This is a genomic window from Streptomyces sp. NPDC060198 (assembly GCF_042728415.1).
In the GTDB taxonomy this organism is placed as follows: Bacteria; Actinomycetota; Actinomycetes; order Streptomycetales; family Streptomycetaceae; genus Streptomyces.
Genome location: NZ_JBHWZJ010000014.1, coordinates 23,422 through 45,173, shown reverse-complemented (window position 1 = coordinate 45,173; position 21,752 = coordinate 23,422). Strand labels below are relative to the sequence as shown.

The 21,752-nt window shown below is 72.6% G+C and carries 21 protein-coding genes and 1 pseudogene; 10 read left to right on the top strand and 12 right to left on the bottom strand.

Annotated elements, in window-relative coordinates:
- The first annotated feature begins 100 nt into the window (after positions 1-100).
- A complete protein-coding gene (locus ACFWEP_RS04060; protein WP_387365187.1) occupies positions 101-841 on the top strand; it encodes a class I SAM-dependent DNA methyltransferase in 741 nt (246 codons plus the stop codon).
- A gap of 15 nt (positions 842-856) precedes the next feature.
- On the opposite strand, the gene ACFWEP_RS04055 is transcribed toward ACFWEP_RS04060, so the two are convergent.
- Positions 857-2,398 carry an MFS transporter gene (locus tag ACFWEP_RS04055; protein ID WP_387365184.1) on the bottom strand — a complete coding sequence of 514 codons (1,542 nt, stop codon included), beginning with the start codon at positions 2,396-2,398 and terminating at the stop codon, positions 857-859.
- A gap of 119 nt (positions 2,399-2,517) precedes the next feature.
- On the opposite strand from ACFWEP_RS04055, the gene ACFWEP_RS04050 reads away from it, so the two are divergent.
- A complete protein-coding gene (locus tag ACFWEP_RS04050; protein WP_387365181.1) occupies positions 2,518-3,027 on the top strand; it encodes a hypothetical protein in 510 nt (169 codons plus the stop codon).
- 77 nt (positions 3,028-3,104) lie between these two features.
- Here the strand turns inward: ACFWEP_RS04050 and ACFWEP_RS04045 are convergent, their stop codons facing one another.
- Positions 3,105-4,076 carry an aldo/keto reductase gene (locus tag ACFWEP_RS04045; protein WP_387365178.1) on the bottom strand — a complete coding sequence of 324 codons (972 nt, stop codon included), beginning with the start codon at positions 4,074-4,076 and terminating at the stop codon, positions 3,105-3,107.
- A 137-nt stretch (positions 4,077-4,213) separates the two neighbouring features.
- Positions 4,214-5,653: an argininosuccinate lyase gene (gene argH, locus ACFWEP_RS04040; protein ID WP_387365175.1), complete on the bottom strand. Its 1,440-nt coding sequence runs from the start codon at positions 5,651-5,653 to the stop codon at positions 4,214-4,216.
- A 333-nt stretch (positions 5,654-5,986) separates the two neighbouring features.
- On the opposite strand from argH, the gene ACFWEP_RS04035 reads away from it, so the two are divergent.
- Positions 5,987-7,378: a HEAT repeat domain-containing protein gene (locus ACFWEP_RS04035; protein ID WP_387365172.1), complete on the top strand. Its 1,392-nt coding sequence runs from the start codon at positions 5,987-5,989 to the stop codon at positions 7,376-7,378.
- Positions 7,379-7,463: 85 nt separating this feature from the next.
- Here the strand turns inward: ACFWEP_RS04035 and ACFWEP_RS04030 are convergent, their stop codons facing one another.
- Entirely contained in the window at positions 7,464-8,099 is a 636-nt protein-coding gene (locus ACFWEP_RS04030) for a TetR/AcrR family transcriptional regulator (RefSeq protein WP_387365170.1), read from the bottom strand.
- 100 nt (positions 8,100-8,199) lie between these two features.
- Between ACFWEP_RS04030 and ACFWEP_RS04025 the strand changes: the two genes are divergently transcribed.
- Together ACFWEP_RS04025 and ACFWEP_RS04020 are read left to right on the top strand one after the other, a co-directional pair.
- A complete protein-coding gene (locus ACFWEP_RS04025; protein WP_387365167.1) occupies positions 8,200-8,643 on the top strand; it encodes a nuclear transport factor 2 family protein in 444 nt (147 codons plus the stop codon).
- Between the two features lie 128 nt (positions 8,644-8,771).
- Positions 8,772-9,479, top strand: a complete 708-nt coding sequence (locus tag ACFWEP_RS04020; RefSeq protein ID WP_387365164.1) for a L,D-transpeptidase — start codon at positions 8,772-8,774, stop codon at positions 9,477-9,479.
- 64 nt (positions 9,480-9,543) lie between these two features.
- Here the strand turns inward: ACFWEP_RS04020 and ACFWEP_RS04015 are convergent, their stop codons facing one another.
- From ACFWEP_RS04015 to argC, 5 genes are all read right to left on the bottom strand, one after another.
- Entirely contained in the window at positions 9,544-10,080 is a 537-nt protein-coding gene (locus ACFWEP_RS04015) for an arginine repressor (RefSeq protein WP_387365161.1), read from the bottom strand.
- A gap of 25 nt (positions 10,081-10,105) precedes the next feature.
- On the bottom strand, positions 10,106-11,311 hold the full coding sequence (locus ACFWEP_RS04010; RefSeq protein WP_387365158.1) for an acetylornithine transaminase: 1,206 nt from the start codon (positions 11,309-11,311) through the stop codon (positions 10,106-10,108).
- On the bottom strand, positions 11,308-12,282 hold the full coding sequence (argB, locus tag ACFWEP_RS04005) for an acetylglutamate kinase (protein WP_387365155.1): 975 nt from the start codon (positions 12,280-12,282) through the stop codon (positions 11,308-11,310). Before argB ends, ACFWEP_RS04010 begins: the two co-directional genes overlap by 4 nt.
- Positions 12,279-13,433 carry a bifunctional glutamate N-acetyltransferase/amino-acid acetyltransferase ArgJ gene (gene argJ / locus ACFWEP_RS04000; protein ID WP_387365152.1) on the bottom strand — a complete coding sequence of 385 codons (1,155 nt, stop codon included), beginning with the start codon at positions 13,431-13,433 and terminating at the stop codon, positions 12,279-12,281. The genes argB and argJ overlap by 4 nt, the downstream gene beginning before the upstream one ends.
- Positions 13,434-13,554: 121 nt before the next feature.
- A complete protein-coding gene (gene argC / locus ACFWEP_RS03995) occupies positions 13,555-14,583 on the bottom strand; it encodes an N-acetyl-gamma-glutamyl-phosphate reductase (protein ID WP_387365150.1) in 1,029 nt (342 codons plus the stop codon).
- A gap of 286 nt (positions 14,584-14,869) precedes the next feature.
- Between argC and ACFWEP_RS03990 the strand changes: the two genes are divergently transcribed.
- Both ACFWEP_RS03990 and ACFWEP_RS03985 read left to right on the top strand, forming a co-directional pair.
- Positions 14,870-16,396 carry a multicopper oxidase family protein gene (locus ACFWEP_RS03990; RefSeq protein WP_387365147.1) on the top strand — a complete coding sequence of 509 codons (1,527 nt, stop codon included), beginning with the start codon at positions 14,870-14,872 and terminating at the stop codon, positions 16,394-16,396.
- Between the two features lie 204 nt (positions 16,397-16,600).
- Positions 16,601-17,350 carry a hypothetical protein gene (locus tag ACFWEP_RS03985; RefSeq protein WP_387365144.1) on the top strand — a complete coding sequence of 250 codons (750 nt, stop codon included), beginning with the start codon at positions 16,601-16,603 and terminating at the stop codon, positions 17,348-17,350.
- A 204-nt stretch (positions 17,351-17,554) separates the two neighbouring features.
- On the opposite strand, the pseudogene ACFWEP_RS03980 reads toward ACFWEP_RS03985, so the two are convergent.
- The 3 genes and pseudogenes from ACFWEP_RS03980 to ACFWEP_RS03970 form a co-directional block, all read right to left on the bottom strand.
- Positions 17,555-18,460, bottom strand: a pseudogene (locus ACFWEP_RS03980) (NAD(P)-dependent oxidoreductase); the annotation flags it as partial.
- A gap of 68 nt (positions 18,461-18,528) precedes the next feature.
- Positions 18,529-19,071 carry a hypothetical protein gene (locus tag ACFWEP_RS03975; RefSeq protein ID WP_387365141.1) on the bottom strand — a complete coding sequence of 181 codons (543 nt, stop codon included), beginning with the start codon at positions 19,069-19,071 and terminating at the stop codon, positions 18,529-18,531.
- Between the two features lie 379 nt (positions 19,072-19,450).
- On the bottom strand, positions 19,451-19,846 hold the full coding sequence (locus tag ACFWEP_RS03970; protein WP_387365138.1) for a DUF5997 family protein: 396 nt from the start codon (positions 19,844-19,846) through the stop codon (positions 19,451-19,453).
- Between the two features lie 135 nt (positions 19,847-19,981).
- Between ACFWEP_RS03970 and ACFWEP_RS03965 the strand changes: the two genes are divergently transcribed.
- The 3 genes from ACFWEP_RS03965 to ACFWEP_RS03955 all read left to right on the top strand — a co-directional run bounded on the left by ACFWEP_RS03965 (position 19,982) and on the right by ACFWEP_RS03955 (position 21,653).
- Positions 19,982-20,773, top strand: a complete 792-nt coding sequence (locus tag ACFWEP_RS03965; protein WP_387365135.1) for a LysR family substrate-binding domain-containing protein — start codon at positions 19,982-19,984, stop codon at positions 20,771-20,773.
- Between the two features lie 47 nt (positions 20,774-20,820).
- Complete coding sequence (locus ACFWEP_RS03960; RefSeq protein WP_387365132.1) at positions 20,821-21,066, top strand: hypothetical protein; 246 nt, start codon at positions 20,821-20,823, stop codon at positions 21,064-21,066.
- Between the two features lie 89 nt (positions 21,067-21,155).
- Positions 21,156-21,653: a peptidylprolyl isomerase gene (locus ACFWEP_RS03955; protein WP_387365128.1), complete on the top strand. Its 498-nt coding sequence runs from the start codon at positions 21,156-21,158 to the stop codon at positions 21,651-21,653.
- Positions 21,654-21,752 lie beyond the last annotated feature (99 nt).

The window sequence follows — 21,752 nt, the reverse complement described above, 5'->3', positions numbered from 1 at the left end:
GGAGGTCTCCCGGGGCGGCGGGCCCTCCGTATGTCCGGACGCGCGCGAGAACGCGGTAATGCAGGGGCGCGACGGGCGGCCGGGCGGTACGGTCCCGGGCGTGACCGACAAGGAAGACTTCTTCGGAGAGCGGATCGCGGCGACGTACGACGATCCTTCGGACGGCATGTTCGCGGCGGACCTGGTGGGGACGACCGCGGACTTCCTGGCGGAGCTCGCGGGCGGCGGCCGGGCACTCGAACTCGGCATCGGAACCGGGCGGATCGCGCTGCCGCTGGCGCGGCGCGGGGTCCCGGTGCACGGCATCGACCTGTCCCGGGCGATGGTGGAGCGGCTGCGCGCCAAACCGGGCGGCGAGGCGGTCGGGGTGACGATCGGGGACTTCACCGGGACGCGGGTGGAGGGCACCTTCACCCTCGCGTACCTGGTCTTCAACACGATCATGAACCTGACGACCCAGGCGGACCAGGTGGCCTGTTTCCGCAACGTCGCGGACCATCTCGCGCCGGGCGGCACCTTCGTGATCGAGGTGATGGTGCCCGAACTGCGCAAACTGCCCGCCGGCCAGCGGATCGTGCCCTTCCACACGAGTGCGACGCGCTGGGCCTACGACGACTACGACGTCGCCACCCAGTCGGTGAGCTCGAACTACGTGGACCTCGCCGACGGCCGGGGCGAGTACCGCTCGATCCCGTTCCGCTACGTGTGGCCCGCCGAGCTCGACCTGATGGCTCAGCTCGCGGGGATGCGGCTGCGGGAGCGGTTCGAGGACTGGGACCGGAGCCCGTTCGGCAACGAGAGCGGCCGGCACGTCTCGGTGTGGGAGAAGCCCGCGGACTGACGGCCGGCCAGGGGGTCACCCGTGTGCGGCGCCCCCCTCCAGCCGCTGTCCGCGCAGCAGGGACCAGGCGGCGACCGCCGTCGCCAGCAGCACGACGGCGCCGGTCCCGGCGGCGGCCCGCAGCCCGTCGGTGAACGCGTCCTGCGCGGCGGCGATCAGCGGACCGGCCTCGGCGGCGGGCAGTGTCCGGGCCGCCTCCACGGCTCCGCCGAGCGACTCGTGGGCGGCGGCCGTGGTGCCCGGCGGGACCCCCGCGGGGGTGGGAAATCCCTGGTAGACGCTGGTCACGACGGAACCGAGCAGAGCGATGCCGAGGGCGGCGCCGAGTTCGTACGCGGTCTCGGAGACTCCGGAGGCGGCGCCGGCCTGCTCCTTGGGAACGCTGGAGAGGATCACGTCCGCGGTCACGGTGAAGGAGAATCCCGCGCCGACGCCGAGGACGAGCAGGATCGCGCCCAGCGGCGGATACGCGGTGTCCTGGCCGATCAGGGTCACCGCGGCCAGCGCCAGGCCCACGGCGGCGAGCCCGCCGGAGACGACGGCCCGCACCGAGAACCGGCGGGCCGCCCTGCCCGCTAGCAGACCCGCCACCACCGATCCCACGGCGGCGGGCAACTCCGCGAGGCCGGCCTCCAGCGGGCTGCGGCCCTGGACCAGCTGGAGGAACTGGGAGAGGAAGAAGACGAGTCCGGACAGACCGAGGATGGTGAGCAGATCGGCGAGGACGGCCCCCGAGAATCCACGGTGGTGGAAGAGGTGGACGTCGATCAGGGGGGCCGGCAGGCGCAGTTGCCTGCGGACGAACCACACCAGCGCGGCGGCGCCGATCACGGCGGCGAGCGCGACGCCCGGGCCGAATCCGTGTGCGGCGGCGTCCTTGACCGCGTAGACCACCCCGATGATGCCGACGAGCGAGAGGGCGACGCTGGGCAGGTCCCAGGGACCGGGAGCCGGGTCCTTCGATTCGGGGATCAGCCGGGCGCCCACCACCACGAGGACGGCCATCACCGGCAGGTTGATGAGGAAGACGGAACCCCACCAGAAGTGTTCGAGGAGGAATCCGCCGACCACGGGCCCGACCGCCGCGCCGGCCGAGGCCGCCGCGCCCCAGATGCCGATGGCGAGGCTGCGCTCGCGGGGGTCGTGGAAGATGTTGCGGATCAGGGCCAGGGTGGACGGCATCAGGGTCGCTCCCGCGACGCCGAGCAGCGCGCGGGCCGCGATCATCGTCTCGGCGCTGCCCGCGTACGCGTTGAGGACGGAGATCGCCCCGAACGCGGTGGCGCCCGTCAGGAGGAGCTTCTTGCGGCCGACCCGGTCGCCGAGGCTGCCCATGGAGACGAGGAACCCGGCGATCACGAAGGAGTAGACGTCGCCGATCCAGAGCAACTGGGTGCCGGTCGGTTCGAGGTCCTCCGTGAGGTACGGGGTCGCGAGGCCGAGGACGGTGGCGTCCACCGCGACCAGCAGGACGGCGAGAACGAGGACCGTCAGCGCGATCCAGCGGCCCGGGCGCCGGGTCTCTTCGGTGCCGGTCCCCCGGTCGGCTGTGCTCACCGCTCCACGCTCCGGCCCCTGCCGCCGGGCGGCAACCCGGCGGTCAGCGGATGGCCCTGCCGGGACCCCGCGGCCGTATCTCGCTACCGCTCCGGCCCGCCGGGCGGCAGCATGGGGACATGGGCACCAAACCGCTGCTGCTGATCGACATCGACGGTCCGCTGAACCCCTACGTGGCACTGTCCCGGCGGCGGAATCCGCAGGGGTACCGCCGCCACCGGATGCGCCCGACGGGGTGGGAGACCGGGCAGGCCCTGCCCGTACTGCTCAACGCGGCGCACGGTGCGGAGCTGCTGGCGCTGTCCGACCGGTACGAACTGGTCTGGGCCACCACCTGGAAGAACGAGGCCAACGAGTGGGTCGGCCCGCATCTGGGGCTGCCGCCGCTGCCGTTCGTCGACTGGCCCGTGGTGGGCGAGAGCGCGGGCGACGGGACCTTCTGGAAGACACGGCATGTCGTGGCGTACGCGGCCGGGCGGGCGTTCGCCTGGATCGACGACGAGATCCGCGAGCAGGACCGGGCGTGGGTGGCGGCCCATCACCCCGGCCCGGCGCTGCTGCGGCAGATCGATCCGGCGGTCGGCCTGGAGCGGCCCGACTTCGACGCGCTGGCCGCCTGGGCGGCCTGAGGCGCGCCGGACCGGACGGGGCAGCGCGGCGGGCCCGGTCGGGGCGCGCCGGGCCGGACGGGCGCGGCGGGGGTCCGTCAGCTCCAGGGCAGGGCGGCCCGGAACCGCCAGTACGCTTCCGGGTCCTCCACGAGGGTGTCGAACCGGGCCCGTTCCTCCTCGCCGAGGTCGAGCGCGACGGCGTGCAGGTTCCCCGCGAGCTGGAGGGCCGTGGCGGCGCCGGAGAGGACGACACCGGCCCACGGCTGGTGGAGCACGAGGGCGAGGGCCACCGCGTCGCTGCCGAGTTCCCGGTCCCGGGCGATCTCGCGGATCAGTGCCGGGGCCTCGGTACCGGCCAGTCGTCCGTTCGCCATGCCCTCCTTGACGATCACTGTCAGTCCGGCTCCGTGGGCCTCGGCGAGCGCCGGGCCCGCCGAGGTCTCCAGGGCGTTGAAGGTGGCCTGGACGGTACGGAAGAGGGGTTCGCCGTCGACCGTGACGGCGAGGGCCGCCAGGATGGCGTCCTTCTGGCCGGGGCCGCTGGTGGAGAGGCCGATCGTGACGCCTTCGGCGGCCAGGTCGGCGAGCCGGGCGTGGAGTTCCTTGTCGGTGAGGGCCGGGCTGTCGGCGGTCACCGAGTGGATCTGGTAGAGGTCGAGCCGGTCGCCGAGCAGCGCGCGGGTCTCGGTGCGCTGGCGGTCGAAGGTGGCCACCGAGTGGTCCTTGACCTCGTGCGCCTCGGCCTCCACGGACCAGTCGGCCGTGTAGGTGTAGCCCCATTTGCTGCCGACCACGACGTCGTCGAGGGCGGGGCGGGCGGTCAGCCACTCGGCGAGGAACGCCTCGGAGCGGCCGTAGGAGCGGGCCACGTCGATGTAGCGGACGCCCTGGGCGTAGGCCGCGTCCAGGAGTTCGTGGGTGCGGTCGCGCAGGGCGTCGGGGGTGCGGTCCCCGGGCAGGTCGAGGTCGCGGTGGAGATTGATGTAGCCGGGCCTGCCGACGGCGGCGAGGCCGAGCCCGATGTGGGCGGTCGAGGCGGTGGCCGCGGTCAGGCGGTCGAATGGCATCGCGGGGCTCCTCGTGGTCCGGGGTCGGTTCTTCACCCTTCCCCGTCAACGTAGCCCGCGTCGCCGTCCGTACACCTCGCACCCGGCCGCCGCGCGCGTCCGGACCGGGCGTGCGGGCCCGGTCCGGACACGAGGGCCTACTTCCGGGCGGTCGCCCAGGCGTGCTGGACCGCGAGGTCCTGCTTGATCTCGGCGAGCTGGACCGCGACGGCGGACGGGGCGGTGCCACCGCGGCCGTCGCGCGAGGCGAGCGCGCCCGGCACGTTGAGGACGGTACGGACCTCGGGGGTGAGGTGCTCGGAGATCTCTGCGAACTGCTCGTCGGTCAGCTCGTCGAGCTCGACGCCCCGTTGCTCGCACTCCTTGACGCATTCGCCCGCGACCTCGTGCGCGACCCGGAAGGGCACGCCCTGCTTGACGAGCCACTCGGCGATGTCGGTGGCGAGCGAGAAGCCGGCCGGGGCCAGCTCCTCCATGCGCTCCCGGTTGACGGTGAGCGTGGCCATCATGCCGGTGAAGGCGGGCAGCAGGACCTCAAGCTGGTCGCAGGAGTCGAAGACGGGCTCCTTGTCCTCCTGGAGGTCGCGGTTGTACGCGAGCGGCAGCGCCTTCAGGGTCGCCATCAGTCCGGTCAGGTTGCCGATGAGCCGCCCCGACTTGCCGCGCGCCAGCTCGGCGATGTCCGGGTTCTTCTTCTGCGGCATGATCGAGGAGCCGGTGGAGAACGCGTCGTGCAGGGTGACGAAGGAGAACTCCTTCGTGTTCCAGATGATGATCTCCTCGGCGATCCGGGAGAGGTTGATCCCGGTCATCGCCGTGATGAACGCGAACTCGGCGACGAAGTCGCGCGAGGCCGTGCCGTCGATGGAGTTGGCGACCGAGCCGCGCTCGAAGCCGAGATCGGCGGCGACCGCCTCCGGGTCGAGTCCGAGGGAGGAGCCGGCCAGCGCGCCGGAGCCGTACGGCGAGACGGCGGTGCGCTCGTCCCACTGGCGCAGCCGCTCGGCGTCCCGGGAGAGGGCCTGCACGTGGGCGAGGACGTGGTGGGCGAAGAGCACCGGCTGGGCGTGCTGGAGGTGGGTGCGTCCGGGCATCGCGACGTCCGGGTGGGTCTCGGCGAGGCCGACCAGCGCGTCCTGGAGCTCGGCGATCAGACCGCCGATGATCCGGGCGTGGTCGCGCAGGTACATCCGGAACAGCGTGGCGACCTGGTCGTTGCGGGAGCGGCCGGCACGGAGCTTGCCGCCGAGGTCCTTGCCGAGGCGTTCCAGCAGACCGCGCTCCAGCGCGGTGTGGACGTCCTCGTCGGCGATGGTGCCGGTGAACGATCCGTCCGCGACATCGGCTTCGAGCTGGTCGAGTCCGGCGGTCATGCGGGTGAGTTCTTCGTCGGTGAGCAGGCCCGCCTTGTTCAGGACACGCGCGTGGGCGCGGGAGCCGGCGATGTCGTAGGGCGCCAGACGCCAGTCGAAGTGGACGGAGGCGGACAGCTTGGCCAGCGCCTCGGCCGGTCCGTCGGCGAAACGTCCGCCCCAGAGGCGTACGTCGCTGTTGCCGTTGGCGTGGGCGTTGCTCACTGCGTGCTCCTCGAAGAACAAGGGGGTGGATGTGCGACCGCCTCCCCGCCGCTGACGGTCGAGGAGGCCGGTTCTGTACGCGTGGTGCGGGCGTGGCACGCGCTGTCGGGCGGAGTCACACCGGGCGGCGGCCTTCGCGGAGGAGGCCGGAGGACTCTCCACGGTGCACCCACCGTTGGCATAACTATGCAATCCTCCGTATGTTTTGTCAAAGGCGCCGGTGACGGCGCTCACGGAGAGGGGAACCCACGGGTCGCGTACGGCGTCCCGCTCCCGCCGTACGTCTCCGGGGGCGGGACGGAGCACGCTCCGGCTGCCCATAGGCTGCGCCCCATGCGGAAGCCGACCCACCCGTCCCCCAGGCGCCCACGCGCGGCGCACGAGCGCCTGCTGAGGGGCAACCCCCTGGACTCCGTCCTGGACACCGCCGATCCCGAGGCCTGGATCGACCTCGACCGACGCGTCCGCGCGGGGTCCGCGAGCACACCGCCCGGCGGCGCCTCCCCGGGCCCCGGCACCGGCCACGACGGAGTCCCCGGGCGGCCGTTCGACCCGCAGTGGGACGAGCGCGCACGGGACGTGACGTGGACGGACTTCCCGCCGTCCGAGCCGGAGACCGCCCTCGCCCTGTGCCACCGCCGGTGGCAGGTGCGCGAGGCCGCGCTGCCCTTCGCCGCCGGGCGCCCCGCACTGCTCCCGCTGCTGCTCCTGCGGTGCGCGGACGGTCGGGCCCCCGTACGGGAACGAGCCCGCCGGACGGCCGGCGCCGCACTGGACGGGCCGACGGCGGCCGGACGCGCGGCCGCGCTGGTCCCGCTGGCCGTACAGCTGGCGCTCCGCCCGCACGGCGGGCCCGGTCTCGCACTGGTCCTCACCGCCGCCCCCGCGCTTTCGCCTTCGCTGCCCGCGCTGCTGCTGGCGAGCCCCCGGCCGAGGGCACGGCTGCTCGGCATCGGGCTCTGCCTGGAACGGGGTCTCCTCGCGACCGCCCGGCTCACGGAGTTGATCCTGACCGCCGAGGACCGGGCCGTCCGCAGGCTCTGCACCGACGTGCTCCTCACACGGGTCAGGACCGGCGATCCGGACGGCCTCCTCGATCCGCTGCTCACCGCTTCCTCGGCGGCGACCCGCTCCTCGGCGGTGGCCGCGCTGCACCGGGCGGGGCGGGGCGCGGAAGCGTCCGGCCACCTCGCCGACCCTTCGGCCCGGGTGCGTTCCGCCGCGCGGCTGGTGCTACGGCTGGAGGGCGCGGACCCATGGGCGTTCTACCGGGAGCGGTGCGCGGACTCCGCCACGCCCGGCCTGCCCCCGGGCGCGGTCTTCGGGCTGGCCGAATCCGGATCGCCCGACGCGACCGGCCCGCTGCGGGCCCTGACGCACCATCCGGAGGGCCGCGTACGCGCGGCGGCGCTGGCCGGTCTGCGCATGCTGGACGCGGCCTCCCCCGACGAGCTGATGGCCGCCATGGCCGACCCCCATCCGCCGGTGGTGCGCACCGCCCGCAAGGCCCTCACCCCGTACGTACTGCTCGTCCCGGAGGAGTGGCTGGCCGCGCTGGTGGCCCCCGCCCGGCCCACGCACGTACGCCGCGCCGGGCTCCGGCTGCTCGGCGCGCACAGTCTCGGGCTCCGCAAGCGGGTGCTGGCGGGGATGGAGGAGGACGAGGACGCGGAGGTCGCCCACGAGGCGCAGCGCGCCCGGTACGAACCGCTGCCGCCGGCTTGAGCCGGAAGACAGAGGCAGTCGGTGGCCGCAGATCGTGCTCCTGACGGTTGCGGACCGTCCTGAACGTGGCCGGCCCGCTCCTCCTTCAGGAGCGGGCACGTCCTCGGGGCAGAGGCCCTTCGGGGCTCCCGGCGCCCGCCTTCAGCCCGTCGCGGACGACCGCTCGGGCGCGCTTCGCGGACTCCGGGTGGCCGTCCAAGTGCTCCAGCATGCGGCAGGTGCCCACCAGGATCGCCGTCAGCTCCGGCACCTCCAGGTCCCCTCGCACGGCACCGGCCCGCTGGGCGCCTTCGAGGAGCGCGGTGAGCGCCTCGCGCAGAGCCCGCCCTGCCTCGGAGGTGGCGGATCGCACATCGACTCCCGCGTCGGCGAGAGCCGCGGCGAAGGCGTTCTTGACCGGAGACTGGTCCAGTACCAGGTCGAAGAACGCGAAGAGGGCGTGTGCCGCCCCGGTCTCGGCCATCAGGCGTCGCCCCTCGTCGGCCAGCCGTTCCAATCGCCGGACGAGCACCGCTTCGAGCAGGGCTTCCTTGGTGGGGAAATGACGGAACACGGTGGCGATGCCGACCTTCGCCTCCCGGGCGATCTCCTCCGTCGACGCCCCAGTGCCCCGCTCGGCGAAAACGGCCTCGGCGACCTCCAGCAGCCGCGCGCGGTTTCGCCGTGCGTCGGCGCGCAGAGGCTTCGCACCTGTGGCGGGGGGAGTCTGATCTGTCGTCAAGTGATCCTCTTCACGCCTGGACAAACGGAGTCGCGTATCCGTATCGTCGAAAACGGAGTCGCCTATCCGATTATAGGCGGCGAGATCACGGAGGTCAGCCATGTCCGCACCAGTCACGCCTCGCGAGGTCTTCGAACGTTTGATCGGCCTCATCTCGGCGGGCGAATGGAGCGAACTCCCCGAGCTCTACGCGGAGGACGCCAAGGTGGAGATCGTCTTCTCGCCGGTTCCCCCACGCCGCGTCCACGGCCGGGCGGAGCTCCGCAAGCGCTTCGCCGCCCTGGGGGCCGCCGACGCGATCCGTCTGCGGGCCGAGAACATCCACGTCCACACGACCGACGATCCCGAGGTGGTGATCGCCGAATTCGACTACGAGGGTCTGTACCCCGCCTCCGGCCGCACCTTCCGCTCCGCCAACATCCAGGTCCTGCGCGTCAGGGACGGCCTGATCGTCGAGACCCGCGACTACCACGACCACCTCGCCTTCGCCGCTGCGGACGGACGCGCGAGCCAGTTGCTCGCCGCGGTGGACCAACAGGGGTGACCGACTTCCGGGGCGGCCTGCCGCTGGAGTAAGGGGACGCGGCCCGGACCGGAGACCGCCCGCCCACCGTACGACCGGACGGAGCACCCCCGGTGGAGCCCCTTCCCCCGCGCCCGTACGGTCCGGGCATGCGCAGATCGCTGGTGGCCCTGTCCGTCCTGCTGGCCCTGACCGGTTCCGTCGCGGTGGCCGCTCCCGGGGACACCCTCCGGCCGCTGCCCGGGCTGCTTGCCGACACGGGCGGTGGCCGGCAGCTGATCGTCGCCGAGGCCCCGGATGCCGGGTCCACCACCGGCACGGTCACCTGGTGGGAACTGCGGCGCGGGCGGTGGGCCCGGGCGGGCTCCGCACCGGCCCGGTTCGGGGCTGCGGGGCTTGCCGAGGGGAGTACCCGGCGCCAGGGCACGGACACCACCCCGACGGGCCTGTACGACCTCCCGTACGCCTTCGGTCTCCGACAGGCTCCGGCCGCGACCGCGTACCCGTACCGCAGGGTGACGGAGGGTTCGTGGTGGTGCCAGGACAACGGGGCGCGCGACTACAACCGGTGGGTGGAGCCGCTGCCGTCCGACTGCCGGGCCGCGGAGGCCGAGCACCTGATCACGTACCCGACGCAGTACGCCCGGGCGATGGTGATCGGCTTCAACTACGCGAAGCCGGTACGGGGCCGGGGTGCGGGCATCTTCCTGCACGTCGGCGGCGAGGGGGCGACGGCGGGCTGCGTCTCGGTGGCGGCGGAGGCGATGGACCGCGTCCTGGCCTGGGCCGACCCGGCGAAGCACCCGCACATCGTCATCGGTACGTCCGCCGGGCGGCTGGCGGTCACCCACTACTGACGCCTACGCGCGGGAGCCCGGTCCGTGGGAGACGGACCGGGCTCCTCCGCGTGCGGGGTACGCGTCAGCGTTCGTTCTGCGCGAGACGCAGGAGGTGGTCGGCGAGGGCCTGGCCACCGGCCGCGTCACGGCTGATGAGCATCAGCGTGTCGTCCCCGGCGATGGTGCCGAGGACGTCGTGGAGCTCGGCCTGGTCGATGGCCGAGGCGAGGAACTGCGCGGCGCCCGGGGGCGTGCGCAGGACGACGAGATTGGCAGAGGCCTCCGCGGAGATGAGCAGCTCCGACGAGAGGCGCCGCATCCGCTCCTCCTTGGCGGAGCCGCCCAGCGGCGCCTGCGGGGTACGGAAACCGCCCTCGCTCGGCACGGCGTAGATGAGCTCGCCACCGGTGTTGCGGATCTTGACCGCGCCCAGCTCGTCGAGGTCGCGGGAGAGCGTCGCCTGGGTGACGCTCAGCCCGTCGTCGGCGAGGAGCTTGGCCAGCTGGCTCTGCGAGCGCACCGGCTGCCGGTTCAGGATGTCCACGATCCGGCGGTGGCGTGCCGTGCGGGTCTGCGGCACGGCAGGGCCGCCGTGTTCGTTGTCCTGCGCCTCGGTCATCGTCGTCGCCTCATTCTCCGGGTGGTCATGCTCCGGGTTCTCCGTCGCCCCTGCCCGGGTCCACCGTGTCCAGCGCGCCCCGCAGGACGGCCAGGAACGCGTCCACCTCCGCGTCACCGATGATCAGCGGCGGCATCAGCCGTACGACATCGGGCGCGGGGGCGTTGACCAGGAGGCCCGCTTCCTGGGCCGCCTGCTGCACCTGCGATGCGTGGGGTCCCGTGAGCACGATACCCAGCAGCAGGCCGGAGCCGCGGACGTGGGAGACGAGGGGGTGTCCGAGCCCTTCGACCTCTTCGCGGATGCGCTCGCCGAGCCGCTTGACGTTGTCGAGCACGCCGTCCGCCGCCAGGGTGTCCAGCACGGCGAGGCCGGCCGCGCAGGCGATGGGGTTGCCGCCGAAGGTGGTGCCGTGGTGACCCGGCTTCAGCAGGTCGGCCGCGGCGCCGAACGCGACGGTGACACCGAGCGGCAGCCCACCGCCGATGCCCTTGGCGAGGGTGACGATGTCGGGCTCGACGTCCTCGTGGGCCTGGTACTCGAACCAGGTGCCGCACCGGCCGGTGCCGGTCTGCACCTCGTCGAGGACGAGCAGGGTGCCGGTGGCCCGGGTGATCTCGCGGGCGGCGGAGAGGTAGCCCTCGGGCGGGACGACCACACCCTTCTCACCCTGGATGGGCTCGATGATCACGAGCGCGGTGTCCGTGGTGACGGCGGCCCGGAGCGCTTCCACGTCCCCGTACGGCACGTGGGTGACCTCGGCGGGCAGCGGGAGGAACGGGTCCCGCTTCTTCTCCTGTCCGGTGAGGGCCAGCGCGCCCATGGTCCGGCCGTGGAAGCCGCCGGTGGTGGCCACCATGCCGGTCCGGCCGGTGAGCCGGCCGATCTTGAAGGCGGCTTCGTTGGCCTCGGCACCGGAGTTGGCGAAGTAGACCCGTCCGCTCCGGCCGAAGAGCTGGAGCAGCCGCTCGGCGAGCGCGACGGGCGGCTCGGCGATGAAGAGGTTGGAGACGTGCCCGAGGGAGGCGATCTGGGTGGAGACCGCCTCGACGACCGCGGGGTGGGCGTGGCCCAGCGCGTTCACCGCGATACCGCCGACGAAGTCGAGGTACTCCTTGCCGTCGGCGTCCCAGACCCGGGCGCCCTCGCCGCGGACGAGGGGGATCTGCGGCGTGCCGTAGTTGTCCATCAGCGAGTCGCTCCACCGCTGACCGAGTTCCGCGTTCGTCATGCTGTCCCCTCCGTGACCGGCTCAGCCGCCGTGTCCGTGTCGGGCACGACCATCGTGCCGACGCCTTCGTCCGTGAAGATCTCCAGCAGGATCGCGTGCTGGACCCGGCCGTCGATGACCCTGGCGGTCTCGACGCCGTTGCGTACCGCGTACAGGCAGCCCTGCATCTTCGGGACCATGCCGCTGGACAGCTCGGGCAGCAGCTTCTCCAGCTCGGTCGCGGTGATGCGGCTGATCACGTCGTCGCTGTTCGGCCAGTCCTCGTAGAGGCCCTCGACGTCGGTGAGGACCATCAGCGTCTCGGCGTTCAGCGCGGCGGCCAGGGCGGCGGCGGCGGTGTCGGCGTTGACGTTGTAGACGTGGTTGTCGTCGGCGGAGCGCGCGATCGAGGAGATGACCGGGATGCGGCCGTCCGCGAGGAGTGCCTCTATGGCCCCGGTGTCGATCTCGGTGATCTCGCCGACCCGGCCGATGTCGATGAGCTCGCCGTCGATGGTCGGGCGGTGCTGGACGGCGGTCATGGTCCGGGCGTCCTCGCCGGTCATGCCGACGGCGAGCGGCCCGTGCTGGTTGAGCAGGCCGACGAGTTCGCGCTGGACCTGTCCGGCCAGGACCATCCGTACGACGTCCATCGCCTCGGGCGTGGTGACCCGCAGTCCGGCCTTGAACTCGCTGACCAGGCCCTGCTTGTCGAGCTGGGCGTTGATCTGCGGGCCGCCGCCGTGCACGACGACGGGCTTGAGGCCGGCCTGCCGCAGGAACACGACGTCCTGGGCGAAGGCCGCCTTCAGGTCGTCGTCGATCATGGCGTTGCCGCCGAACTTGATGACCACGGTCCGGCCGTTGTGCCGGGTCAGCCAGGGCAGCGCTTCGATGAGGATCTGCGCCTTCGGGAGGGCGGTGTGCTTCCGGGCCGTGCTGTTCTCGGCGCCCGTGTTCTTCCCGGCGCCCGTGTTCTCCGAGTCGCTCATGAGCTGTACGCGCTGTTCTCGTGGACGTACTCCGCGGTGAGGTCGTTCGCCCAGATGACGGCCGACTCGGTGCCCGCGGAGAGGTCGGCGGTGATCTTGACCTCGCGGTAGCGCATGTCGACCAGGTCGCGGTCGTCGCCGACGCTTCCGTCTCTGCAGACCCAGACGTCGTTGATGGCGACGTTCAGCCGGTCGGGGTCGAAGGCGGCCCGGGTGGTGCCGATCGCGGAGAGCACCCGGCCCCAGTTGGGGTCCTCGCCGTGGATGGCGCACTTGAGGAGGTTGTTGCGGGCGATGGAGCGGCCCACCTCGACGGCGTCGTCCTCGGTCGCGGCTCCGACGACCTCGATCCGGATGTCCTTGGACGCGCCCTCGGCGTCACCGATGAGCTGGCGGGCCAGGTCGGCGCAGACAGCCTGTACGGCGGCGGAGAACGCGTCCTGCTCCGGGGTGACGCCGCTGGCGCCGGAGGCGAGGAGCAGCACGGTGTCGTTGGTCGACATGCAGCCGTCCGAGTCGACCCGGTCGAAGGTGGTACGGGTGGCGTCGCGCAGGGCGGCGTCCAGCGCCGGCGCCTCGACGTCGGCGTCGGTGGTGAGGACGACGAGCATGGTGGCGAGGCCGGGGGCGAGCATGCCCGCGCCCTTGGCCATGCCGCCGACGGTCCAGCCCTCTCCGGCGGCCACGGCGGTCTTGTGGACCGTGTCGGTGGTCTTGATCGCGATGGCGGCGTCCGTGCCGCCTTCCGTGCTGAGCGCCGCCGCGGCCTTGCCGACGCCGTCGAGCAGCTTCTCCATGGGGAGCAGCGTGCCGATGAGCCCCGTGGAGCAGACGGCGATCTCGCCGGCACTGTGGCCTTCGAGGACCTCGGCCGCCTTCTCGGCGGTGGCGTGCGTGTCCTGGAAGCCCTTGGGTCCCGTACAGGCGTTGGCGCCACCGGAGTTGAGGACGACGGCGGAGACCTCGCCGCCCTTGAGGACCTGCTGGGACCAGAGGACGGGTGCGGCCTTGACGCGGTTGGAGGTGAAGACTCCCGCGGCGGCGCGGCGCGGCCCGAGGTTGACCACGAGGGCCAGGTCCGGGTTGCCGCTCTCCTTGATCCCGGCGGCGATGCCCGCCGCCGAGAATCCCTGTGCTGCCGTGACGCTCACTGCATCTCCTCGTTCGCTTCTCCGCCCGCGCGGTGCGGCGCTGCGGCGGTTTCCGTGGTGGTCCGGGGCCGGGCGTCCGTACGCCCGGCGCCCAGGGTGGGTGCGGCCGGGCGCGGGTCGGTCACGGTGCCACGCCGGTCGTGGTCAGACCGGTGTCCTCGGGCAGCCCGAGGGCGATGTTCGTGCTCTGCAGGGCACCCCCGGCGGTGCCCTTGGCGAGGTTGTCGATGGCGCTGATCACGATGATCCGGCCGGCGGCGGGGTCGTACGCCACCTGGATCTGCACGGCGTTGGAGCCGTACACGGCCGCGGTGGCGGGCCACTGGCCCTCGGGGAGGAGGTCGACGAACGGCTCGTCCGCGTACGCCTTCTCGTAGGCGGCGCGGAGCGCCTCGCCGTCCACGCCGGGCTTCGCCTTGGCGCTGCAGGTGGCGAGGATGCCGCGGGGCATGGGGGCGAGGGTCGGGGTGAAGGAGACCGTGACGCGTTCACCGGCGACGGCGCTGAGGTTCTGCGTGATCTCCGGCGTGTGCCGGTGTCCCCCGCCGACTCCGTACGGGGTCATGTTGCCCATCACCTCGGAGCCGAGGAGGTGCGGCTTGGCCGCCTTGCCGGCGCCGGAGGTGCCGGAGGCCGCGACGACGACCGCCTCGGGTTCGGCGAGCCCGGCGGCGTACGCGGGGAAGAGCGCGAGCGACACGGCGGTCGGGTAGCAGCCGGGTACGGCGATCCGCCGGGTCCCGGCGAGCGCGGCGCGCGCGCCGGGCAGCTCGGGCAGCCCGTAGGGCCACGTACCGGCGTGCGGAGAACCGTAGAATTTCTCCCAGTCCGCGGCGTCGGCCAGCCGGAAGTCGGCCCCCATGTCGACGACCAGCACCTCGTCGCCGAGCTGCTCGGCGACGGCGGCGGACTGCCCGTGCGGCAGCGCGAGGAAGACCACGTCGTGCCCGGCGAGCACCTCGGCGGTGGTGGGCTCCAGCACCCGGTCGGCCAGCGGCCGCAGGTGCGGCTGGAGCGCGCCGAGCTTCTGCCCGGCGTTGGAGTGGCCCGTCAGGGCGCCGATCTCGATCTCGGGGTGGGCCAGCAGCAGGCGCAGCAGCTCACCGCCGGCGTATCCGCTCGCCCCTGCCACCGCTGCACGTACCACCATCGGAATCCTCCTCATCGATGGCATGACTATACGCAGTGATGCACTTTTATGCAAAGGTCGGTGAGTAAGCCTTCGCGCGGACCGGACGGGCGCCGGGGCCCGGGGGCGACCGACGGTTCGTCCGCCGCGAGGAGCCCCGAGGAGCACGGAGGGACATCGAGGGGCGCTCCGTCAGGTGCGCCGATCAGGGGAAGCCGCGCGGCGCGGGACGTGTCGTCCGCCGGATCCGGTGGTGCGCTCGCCACGCTGGACGGCCTTTGGCCGTTCACGAGCAGGAGTGACATCGATGGACTCATCACGCGGAATCGGCAGACGTGCGGTATTGCTGTCGGCGCCTGCCCTGATGACCGGCGCACTGCGGGCCCCCCGCGCGTCCGCGGCGGCTGCGCCCTTCGACCGGCCCGCGCTGATCCGGTCGGCGAACGGAGTCCTGTCCACCACCTTGCGGGTCGCGTTCACCCGGGGAACGCTCGCCGGCGTCGGCGACGTGGATCTCCGGCTCTACAACGGGTCCATGAACGGGCCGACGCTGCGCGTGCGTCCGGGCGATCTGCTCGACATCGAACACATCAACGATCTGCCCCCCAACCCCGATCAGGTCTCGCACGGCGACCACAACGTGCCGCACGGTTTCAACACGGTGAATCTGCACACCCATGGACTCCATGTGTCCCCGAGCGGGGACGCGGACAACGTCTTCCGGGAGTTCACGCCCTACGATCCGGCCAACGGGCTGACCGTCAGGAGCTACCGCAGCCGTATCGAGATTCCCGCCGACCACCCGGGCGGCACGTTCTGGTACCACTCGCACGTGCACGGGTCGACCGCCGTCCAACTGGCCGGTGGCCTGCTGGGCGCGCTCGTCGTGGAAGGCGAGATCGACAGGGTCCCGGAGATCGCGGCCGCGAGCGACGTGGTGATGTGCATCGGTGAACTCAAGCTCTCCGACGGCCAAGTGCCCGAGCTGCGTGCCGAGAACGACCTCAACAGGGTGGCGTCGACGTTCGTCGTCAACGGCGCCTACCGACCGGTGATCCGGTTGCGGGAGGGTGAGGTGCAGCGCTGGCGCCTGATCAACGGGTCGGCGTTCACCGTCCTGCCGGTCCGGGTGGAAGGACACGCGCTGCACCAGATCGCCGTGGACGGCGTCGCCCTCACCCGGACCGTCGAGCGTGACGGGGTCACCCTGTCGATGGGCAACCGCTCCGACGTCATGATCAGAGCGCAGAGCCCGGGCGACTACCGCATCACGGCGGGTGGCGTCCTGCTGGCGACCATGACCGTGACTCCGGGCTCCGGCGCGCCCATGGAGCTGCCCACCGATCTGCCGGGGCCCGCTCCGTACATCGACCCGCGGGAAGTGACCCGCCGCCGTTCCCTGACGTTCCACAGCGACATGAACGCCTTTCCCGGCAAGCCCTTCCCCCACGCGTTCCGCATCACCGGCGACGGAGCGACCCCGCCGACCCGCGACCCGGCCGACCCGACGGATCCGGCCTACGGACGGTTCGATCCGGCCCGCGTCAACCACACCCTCCGGCTCGGCGAGACCGAGGAGTGGACGATCCGCAACGATTCGAGAACCCACCCCAACCACTCGTTCCACCTGCACACCAACCGCTTCCTGGTCACCGCCGTCGACGGCAGTCCCCTGGACACACCCGTGTGGCAGGACACCATCGGCGTCCGAAGGGGCGGCTCGGTGACCCTGCGCGTGCGCTTCACGGACTTCACCGGCCTGGCCCTCATCCACTGCCACGAGCTCCAGCACGAAGACCAGGGGATGATGCAGCTCGTCGAATACGTCGAGTGACGCGTTCCGGCGGTGGCGCAGGCGGCGGGCTCGGCCGTCGAAGGGACCGGAGCGGGCCGCCCCGGGGGCGGCCGGTGGCCGTGGGCGGCCCGGGCTCGGGACCGACCAGGCGGCGGCACGCTCGTCGCTGCCCCGGCGCGGAGCCCTCCCGCCCCCGACGACCGCCCCGGCGGGGGCCCGTGCGCGGGGTTCTACCCTGGCCCGATGACGTACGAGGGGGGATTCCGGGTCGGTGACGTGCTGTCGGTCGCCTGCCCCTTCACGGAGACCGTGGTCGAGTCGGGCGTGACGTGGGATTACCTGCCGGTGCGCCGGCCATGGTGGTCCATCGATGCGGACAGCGACCTCTTCCACTGGAACGGGGTCGTGGCCCTGGGTGTCCGGAACGGGAACCCTTCCCCGGGGAACCCGTCGGAACTGTTCCGCACCGAGCCGCCGCCGAACCGCCTGAAGGCGGGTGATCCCTGCCGGGTCGGAATTCCGCCGACCCTGGTGCACGTCACTTCCGTCGACCGCCACGATCCGCCGCTGGAGACCGGCTGGCTGCCGCGCCCGGCGCTGACCGTGACCGTGCTGCCCCTGGGCATGTCCTACCAGGAGTATCCGGACGGCAGCCATCTCGACGGCTTCGGCCACGGGCTCCATCCGGGCGACGGCACCCCGTACGTCTTCGAGCTGCTGATGCGGCCGTACGCGTTTCTCCGGGCGGACGACGAGGTGGCCGACGCCGACGGCAGGGCCTGGCTCCACCGGGGGCCCTGGAACTGGGACGCCTTCGACCGGGCAGCCCCCGGACCGGGCCCCGTCTGGCCCCTGACGCTCCTGACCCGTACCGGGGTTCCCCGGTCCGCCGGGGACGCGGAAGCGGTGGCCACCGGGACGGCGACCGGCTCGCACCAGGACACCGTCCGGCGGTGGATGTCGCTCACCGGGGCCTCGCCCACCGTGACCTGAGTGACCGTGGCGGGCGCGGATCGCGTCCGCCACGGTCTTCTCCTGGCCTGCCCCTTCGGGCGGCGGTGTCGGTGCACCTGCCAGGATTCCCACGCGCGGCTCGTGGCCGGGACCACCGGGGCGGCCCCGTCCGCCGACCCGGGTGACGGCGGCAGCCGGGTGCCCGGAACCGGAGTCAGGGGCACCCCGCTGCCGCGGACCCGGTCAGCGTGACTCGTCCGGTTCGAAGCTCGCGAAGTAGGCGGCGGCCATGTCCTCGTGGCCGTGGCCCTGGGCGGCGGCACGGGCGAAGCGGTCAGCGCTCGCCACCGCGCCGTCGAGGCGGACGCCGTACCGCTGCCCGGCCTCGACGATCAGGCGAGCGTCCTTCTCGGCCGTGGTCACCGCGAAGCTGGCCGGTTCGAGGCCGTCGTCGAGGATGAGGCCGGACTTGGCGCGCAGATAACCCATGTCGAGCGGGCCACCGCCGATGGCGTCGAAGAAGTCCTGCGGGTCCACTCCGAGCGCCTTGGCGAGTGCCAGGGTCTCTCCGGTGGCTGTGGTGGCCGCGATGACCCAGCTGTTGGCGACGAGCTTGAGGCGGGTGGCGCCGCCGTCCGCACCGTTCTCGCCCGTCCAGACGGTCCGGGCCCCGACCGCGTCCAGTACCGGGGCGACGGCCGCGCGGCCCTCGACCGGGCCCGCAGCGAGGATGAGCAGCTGCCCCGACTCGGCGGGCTGCCGGGTGCCGAGCACCGGCGCGTCGAAGAAGACCAGGCCGTACTCTTCGGCGGTCGCGGCGAGCGCCTCGACCGCGTCGACGCCCACGGTGGTCGACTGCACCCAGGCGGTGCCCGGACGGAGTGCCGGGGCGGCCTGCCGCACGACCTCCGCCACCGCCGGCCCGTCGTGCAGCATCGTCAGGACCACGTCGGCGCCTTGGACGGCTTCCGCGGGGGTGTCGGCGATCCGCGCGCCGTCCTCGGCCAGCGGTTCGGCCTTGGCCCGTGTGCGGTTCCAGACCTGTACGGAGTGCCCGGCGCGGGCGAGGTTGCGGGCCATGGCGGCACCCATGATCCCGGTGCCCAGAACGCTGACGGTGAGTGTGTCTGTCATGGTCGGTCGTCGACCTTTCTGTCGTGAAGGGCAACAACGGGCACGGTGGCTCGTTCGACGGCGGCGGCGCCCCCACCTGCACGCTACGTCGTGTCACGGAGTCCTGGGCGGCCGGGCGGTGGGAGGAGCCGGACCGTCTCGCCGTCCGGCAGGGCGGGGCCGGCCGCCGCAGACCGGGCCGTCGCGTGGTCGGGGTGGTCGAGCAGCCCGACGATCACGGATCGCGGCAGGGACGGGTGGCGGACCGCCTCGATCCGTGCCCGTGGGTCCGCCGGGCAGGCGACCAGCGACGCCGGCGGCGCCCCGGACCGGCCGGCCCACCGCGCGGAGCACCCTCCGCACGGGCGGGGCGCGCAGCGCCGGCTCCTCCGGGAACGCGGCCAGAACGCGAGCTCGGCCACCACCCGGACACCGGGGTCCCCGGCGAGTGTCCCGGTCACGTCGTCGGGGAGGTCGGGGAGGGCGGCCGGCGATTCGCGCTGCCAGGCATCGGAGGTCGCGGCGAGACGGCGGACCCAGGAAGGGGAACCGGCGCCGGCCTCCAGCGGGCGGAGCGCGACGAGAGGCCACCGCGCCGGGTCGACGTCGGCCGCCGTGAACACCCGGACCGCCGTGGACATGGTCACCAGCGCACAGTCCTCATGCGCCGCGACCAGGCGCCTCGCCTGTGAGGGCGTGTGTCGAAAGTCCCGCCTGTCCGGCGACGCCCGGCTCGCAGGAGAGCGGTTCTGTCCTCGTGCGCGAGGAACCGGTCGATCAAGTGGGGAGGCCGGCGGAGGGTTGGCGGCGAGCCCGAGCAGGAGGTGATGCACGGCGTTGTCGCGCGGCGCCGGGAAGGGGCCACCGGTTTGTCCTGCCGTCAGGTCATCCGCTCGTCCGCGTCAGGCCCTCCGGGCCGTACGGCTCCGATTCACCTGGCCGGTACGGTCCGCACCGCCGGGCGGGTACGGCTCCGCCCGACCGCGCGAGGTGTGCCGGCGGCCGGGCGGGAGTGTGCGGTCCGGATCAGGAGTCGGCCTTCGCGGCACGCTCGGCGTTCCGCTCCTTGATGCGGACGGCCTCCTTGCGGACGTCGGCCTGGGTGGCGCGCTCGGCGCTCAGCCATTCCGGCATCTCGTTCTTGAGGGCGTCGATCTGCTCGGTGGTGAGCGGCTCGGTGACTCCACCGCGGGCGAGGCCGGAGATGGAGACGCCCAGCTTCGCGGCGACGACCGGGCGGGGGTGCGGGCCGTTGCGGCGCAGCTCCTCCAGCCAGGCCGGCGGTTCGGCCTGCAGCGCGTTGAACTCGCTGCGCGAGACCACACCCTCCTGGAACTCGGCGGGGGTGGCTTCGAGGTACACACCCAGCTTCTTCGCCGCGGTGGCGGGCTTCATCGTCTGGGGTGTCTGGTGCGAGGTCATGTCTCAAGAGTAGCGAGCGTGTGCGAGGCCGCCGACCACACCGGTGACGCCGGGCGTCCGCGGCGGTGTCCCGGCCACTGTCCCGGCCGTGATCCGCCGGACGCTCCCCGGGGGCGGGGCCGGTAACCTGGCGGGGTGACTGGCTCCGACGCATCCCCCTCGTTCCGCCTCGCCTACGTACCGGGCGTGACGCCTTCCAAGTGGGTGCGCATCTGGAAAGAGCGCTTCCCCCGTATCCCGCTGGAGCTGGTCTCCGTAGCCACCGGCGAGGCCCCGGGGCTGCTGCTGGAGGGCGGTGCCGACGCGGGTTTCGTACGCCTGCCGGTCGGCCGTGAGGAGCTCAGCGCGATCCCCCTGTACACCGAGACCTCGGTGGTGGTGATCCCCAAGGACCACCTTCTCGCGGCAGCGGAGGAGGTGTCCGCCGAGGACCTCGCGGAGGACATCGTGCTGCACCCGCTCGACGACACGCTCGGCTGGGAGCGCCCGCCGGGGCTGCCCGCGTTCGAGCGACCGGAGACGACGGAGGACGCCGTGGCGCTGGTCGCGGCGGGGATCGGCCTTCTGGTCGTGCCGCAGTCGCTCGCCCGGCTCCACCACCGCAAGGACCTCACCTACCGGACGATGACGGACGTCCCGGAGTCGCGCATCGCGCTCTCGTGGCCGCAGGAGAAGACGACCGAGATGGTCGAGGACTTCATCGGCATCGTCCGGGGACGCACGGTGAACAGCTCGCGCGGGCGTACCCCCACTCCTGCGCAGCCGAAGCAGGAGAAGCGGCCGGCCGCGGGTGGGCAGCGTCGCGGCGCCGCCACGGGCAAGCCGTCGTCCCGCAATCCGAGGGGCGGGTCGGGCGGCGGGGCCAAGGGCGGAAAGAGCGCGGGGGGAGCCAAGGGGGCCAAGCGCGGAAAGCCGCGCGGCCGGTAGCCGTCGGAGCCCTGCCGCCCCGGCCCCACGCTCGCTACGCTCGCCCCATGGGCGCGCTCCTGCCGTTGCTGATCGTCGCCGGATGTCTGACCGCCGTCATGGGCCTCCTCGGCGCGCTCGCGGCCCGGGTGCGACGCCGGGGGACGGCCGGGGCGGCGATGGGTGCGGCTCTGGCCTCGTACGAGGAGGCCTTCCGGACCACCTCGTACGCCGCTCACCAGGAGATCCGCGTCCAAGCCGACCGGCAGGCCCCGCTGCCGTCCCCGCGAGGACGCCGCGGCAACGGGCACTGAAAGGTTTTTCCGGCATCCGCCGACCCGCCGGGCCGCGCTGGGACCCCCCTCCGCACGAGGTCCGGCCCGAGAAGTGTCAGGATGGTTCTATGACCATCCAGACTTACTTCGACATCACCATCAACGACGAGCCCGCCGGGCGGATCACGTTCAACCTGTTCGACGACGTCGTCCCGAAGACCGTGGAGAACTTCCGCGCGCTCTGCACCGGTGAGCAGGGCTTCGGCTACGCCGGCTCCTCCTTCCACCGTGTCATCCCGGAGTTCATGCTCCAGGGCGGCGACTTCACCCGCGGTGACGGCACGGGCGGCAAGAGCATCTACGGCGAGAAGTTCGCCGACGAGAACTTCACGCTCAAGCACACCAAGCCGGGCCTGCTCTCGATGGCCAACGCCGGCAAGAACACCAACGGCTCGCAGTTCTTCATCACCACCATCGTGACCTCGTGGCTCGACGGCAAGCACGTCGTCTTCGGTGAGGTCGCGGACGAGAAGAGCCTGGAGCTCGTCAAGAAGATCGAGTCCCTCGGCTCCCAGAGCGGCCGCACCTCGGCGAAGATCACCATCGCGTCGAGTGGTGTCCTCTAAGGATTCCCTGCCACCCGCCACCTCCCGCGAAGGACCTCGCGCGCGGCGGCGGTAGGAACGCGCGGGCCCGACACGATCCGTCGGCCCGCGCGTTCTCGT

Excerpts from the sequence above, each read along its gene's own strand:
- ACFWEP_RS03955 (WP_387365128.1), top strand. The coding sequence starts at position 21,156 with ATGACCATCCAGACTTACTTCGACATCACCATCAACGACGAGCCCGCC.
- ACFWEP_RS04015 (WP_387365161.1), bottom strand. The coding sequence starts at position 10,080 with ATGACCGAGGCGCAGGACAACGAACACGGCGGCCCTGCCGTGCCGCAG.
- argB (WP_387365155.1), bottom strand. The coding sequence starts at position 12,282 with ATGAGCGACTCGGAGAACACGGGCGCCGGGAAGAACACGGGCGCCGAG.
- ACFWEP_RS03985 (WP_387365144.1), top strand. The coding sequence starts at position 16,601 with ATGACGTACGAGGGGGGATTCCGGGTCGGTGACGTGCTGTCGGTCGCC.
- ACFWEP_RS04045 (WP_387365178.1), bottom strand. The coding sequence starts at position 4,076 with ATGCCATTCGACCGCCTGACCGCGGCCACCGCCTCGACCGCCCACATC.
- ACFWEP_RS03990 (WP_387365147.1), top strand. The coding sequence starts at position 14,870 with ATGGACTCATCACGCGGAATCGGCAGACGTGCGGTATTGCTGTCGGCG.
- ACFWEP_RS04025 (WP_387365167.1), top strand. The coding sequence starts at position 8,200 with ATGTCCGCACCAGTCACGCCTCGCGAGGTCTTCGAACGTTTGATCGGC.
- ACFWEP_RS04050 (WP_387365181.1), top strand. The coding sequence starts at position 2,518 with ATGGGCACCAAACCGCTGCTGCTGATCGACATCGACGGTCCGCTGAAC.
- argC (WP_387365150.1), bottom strand. The coding sequence starts at position 14,583 with ATGGTGGTACGTGCAGCGGTGGCAGGGGCGAGCGGATACGCCGGCGGT.
- ACFWEP_RS04035 (WP_387365172.1), top strand. The coding sequence starts at position 5,987 with ATGCGGAAGCCGACCCACCCGTCCCCCAGGCGCCCACGCGCGGCGCAC.
- ACFWEP_RS03960 (WP_387365132.1), top strand. The coding sequence starts at position 20,821 with ATGGGCGCGCTCCTGCCGTTGCTGATCGTCGCCGGATGTCTGACCGCC.
- ACFWEP_RS04010 (WP_387365158.1), bottom strand. The coding sequence starts at position 11,311 with ATGACGAACGCGGAACTCGGTCAGCGGTGGAGCGACTCGCTGATGGAC.
- ACFWEP_RS03970 (WP_387365138.1), bottom strand. The coding sequence starts at position 19,846 with ATGACCTCGCACCAGACACCCCAGACGATGAAGCCCGCCACCGCGGCG.
- ACFWEP_RS04020 (WP_387365164.1), top strand. The coding sequence starts at position 8,772 with ATGCGCAGATCGCTGGTGGCCCTGTCCGTCCTGCTGGCCCTGACCGGT.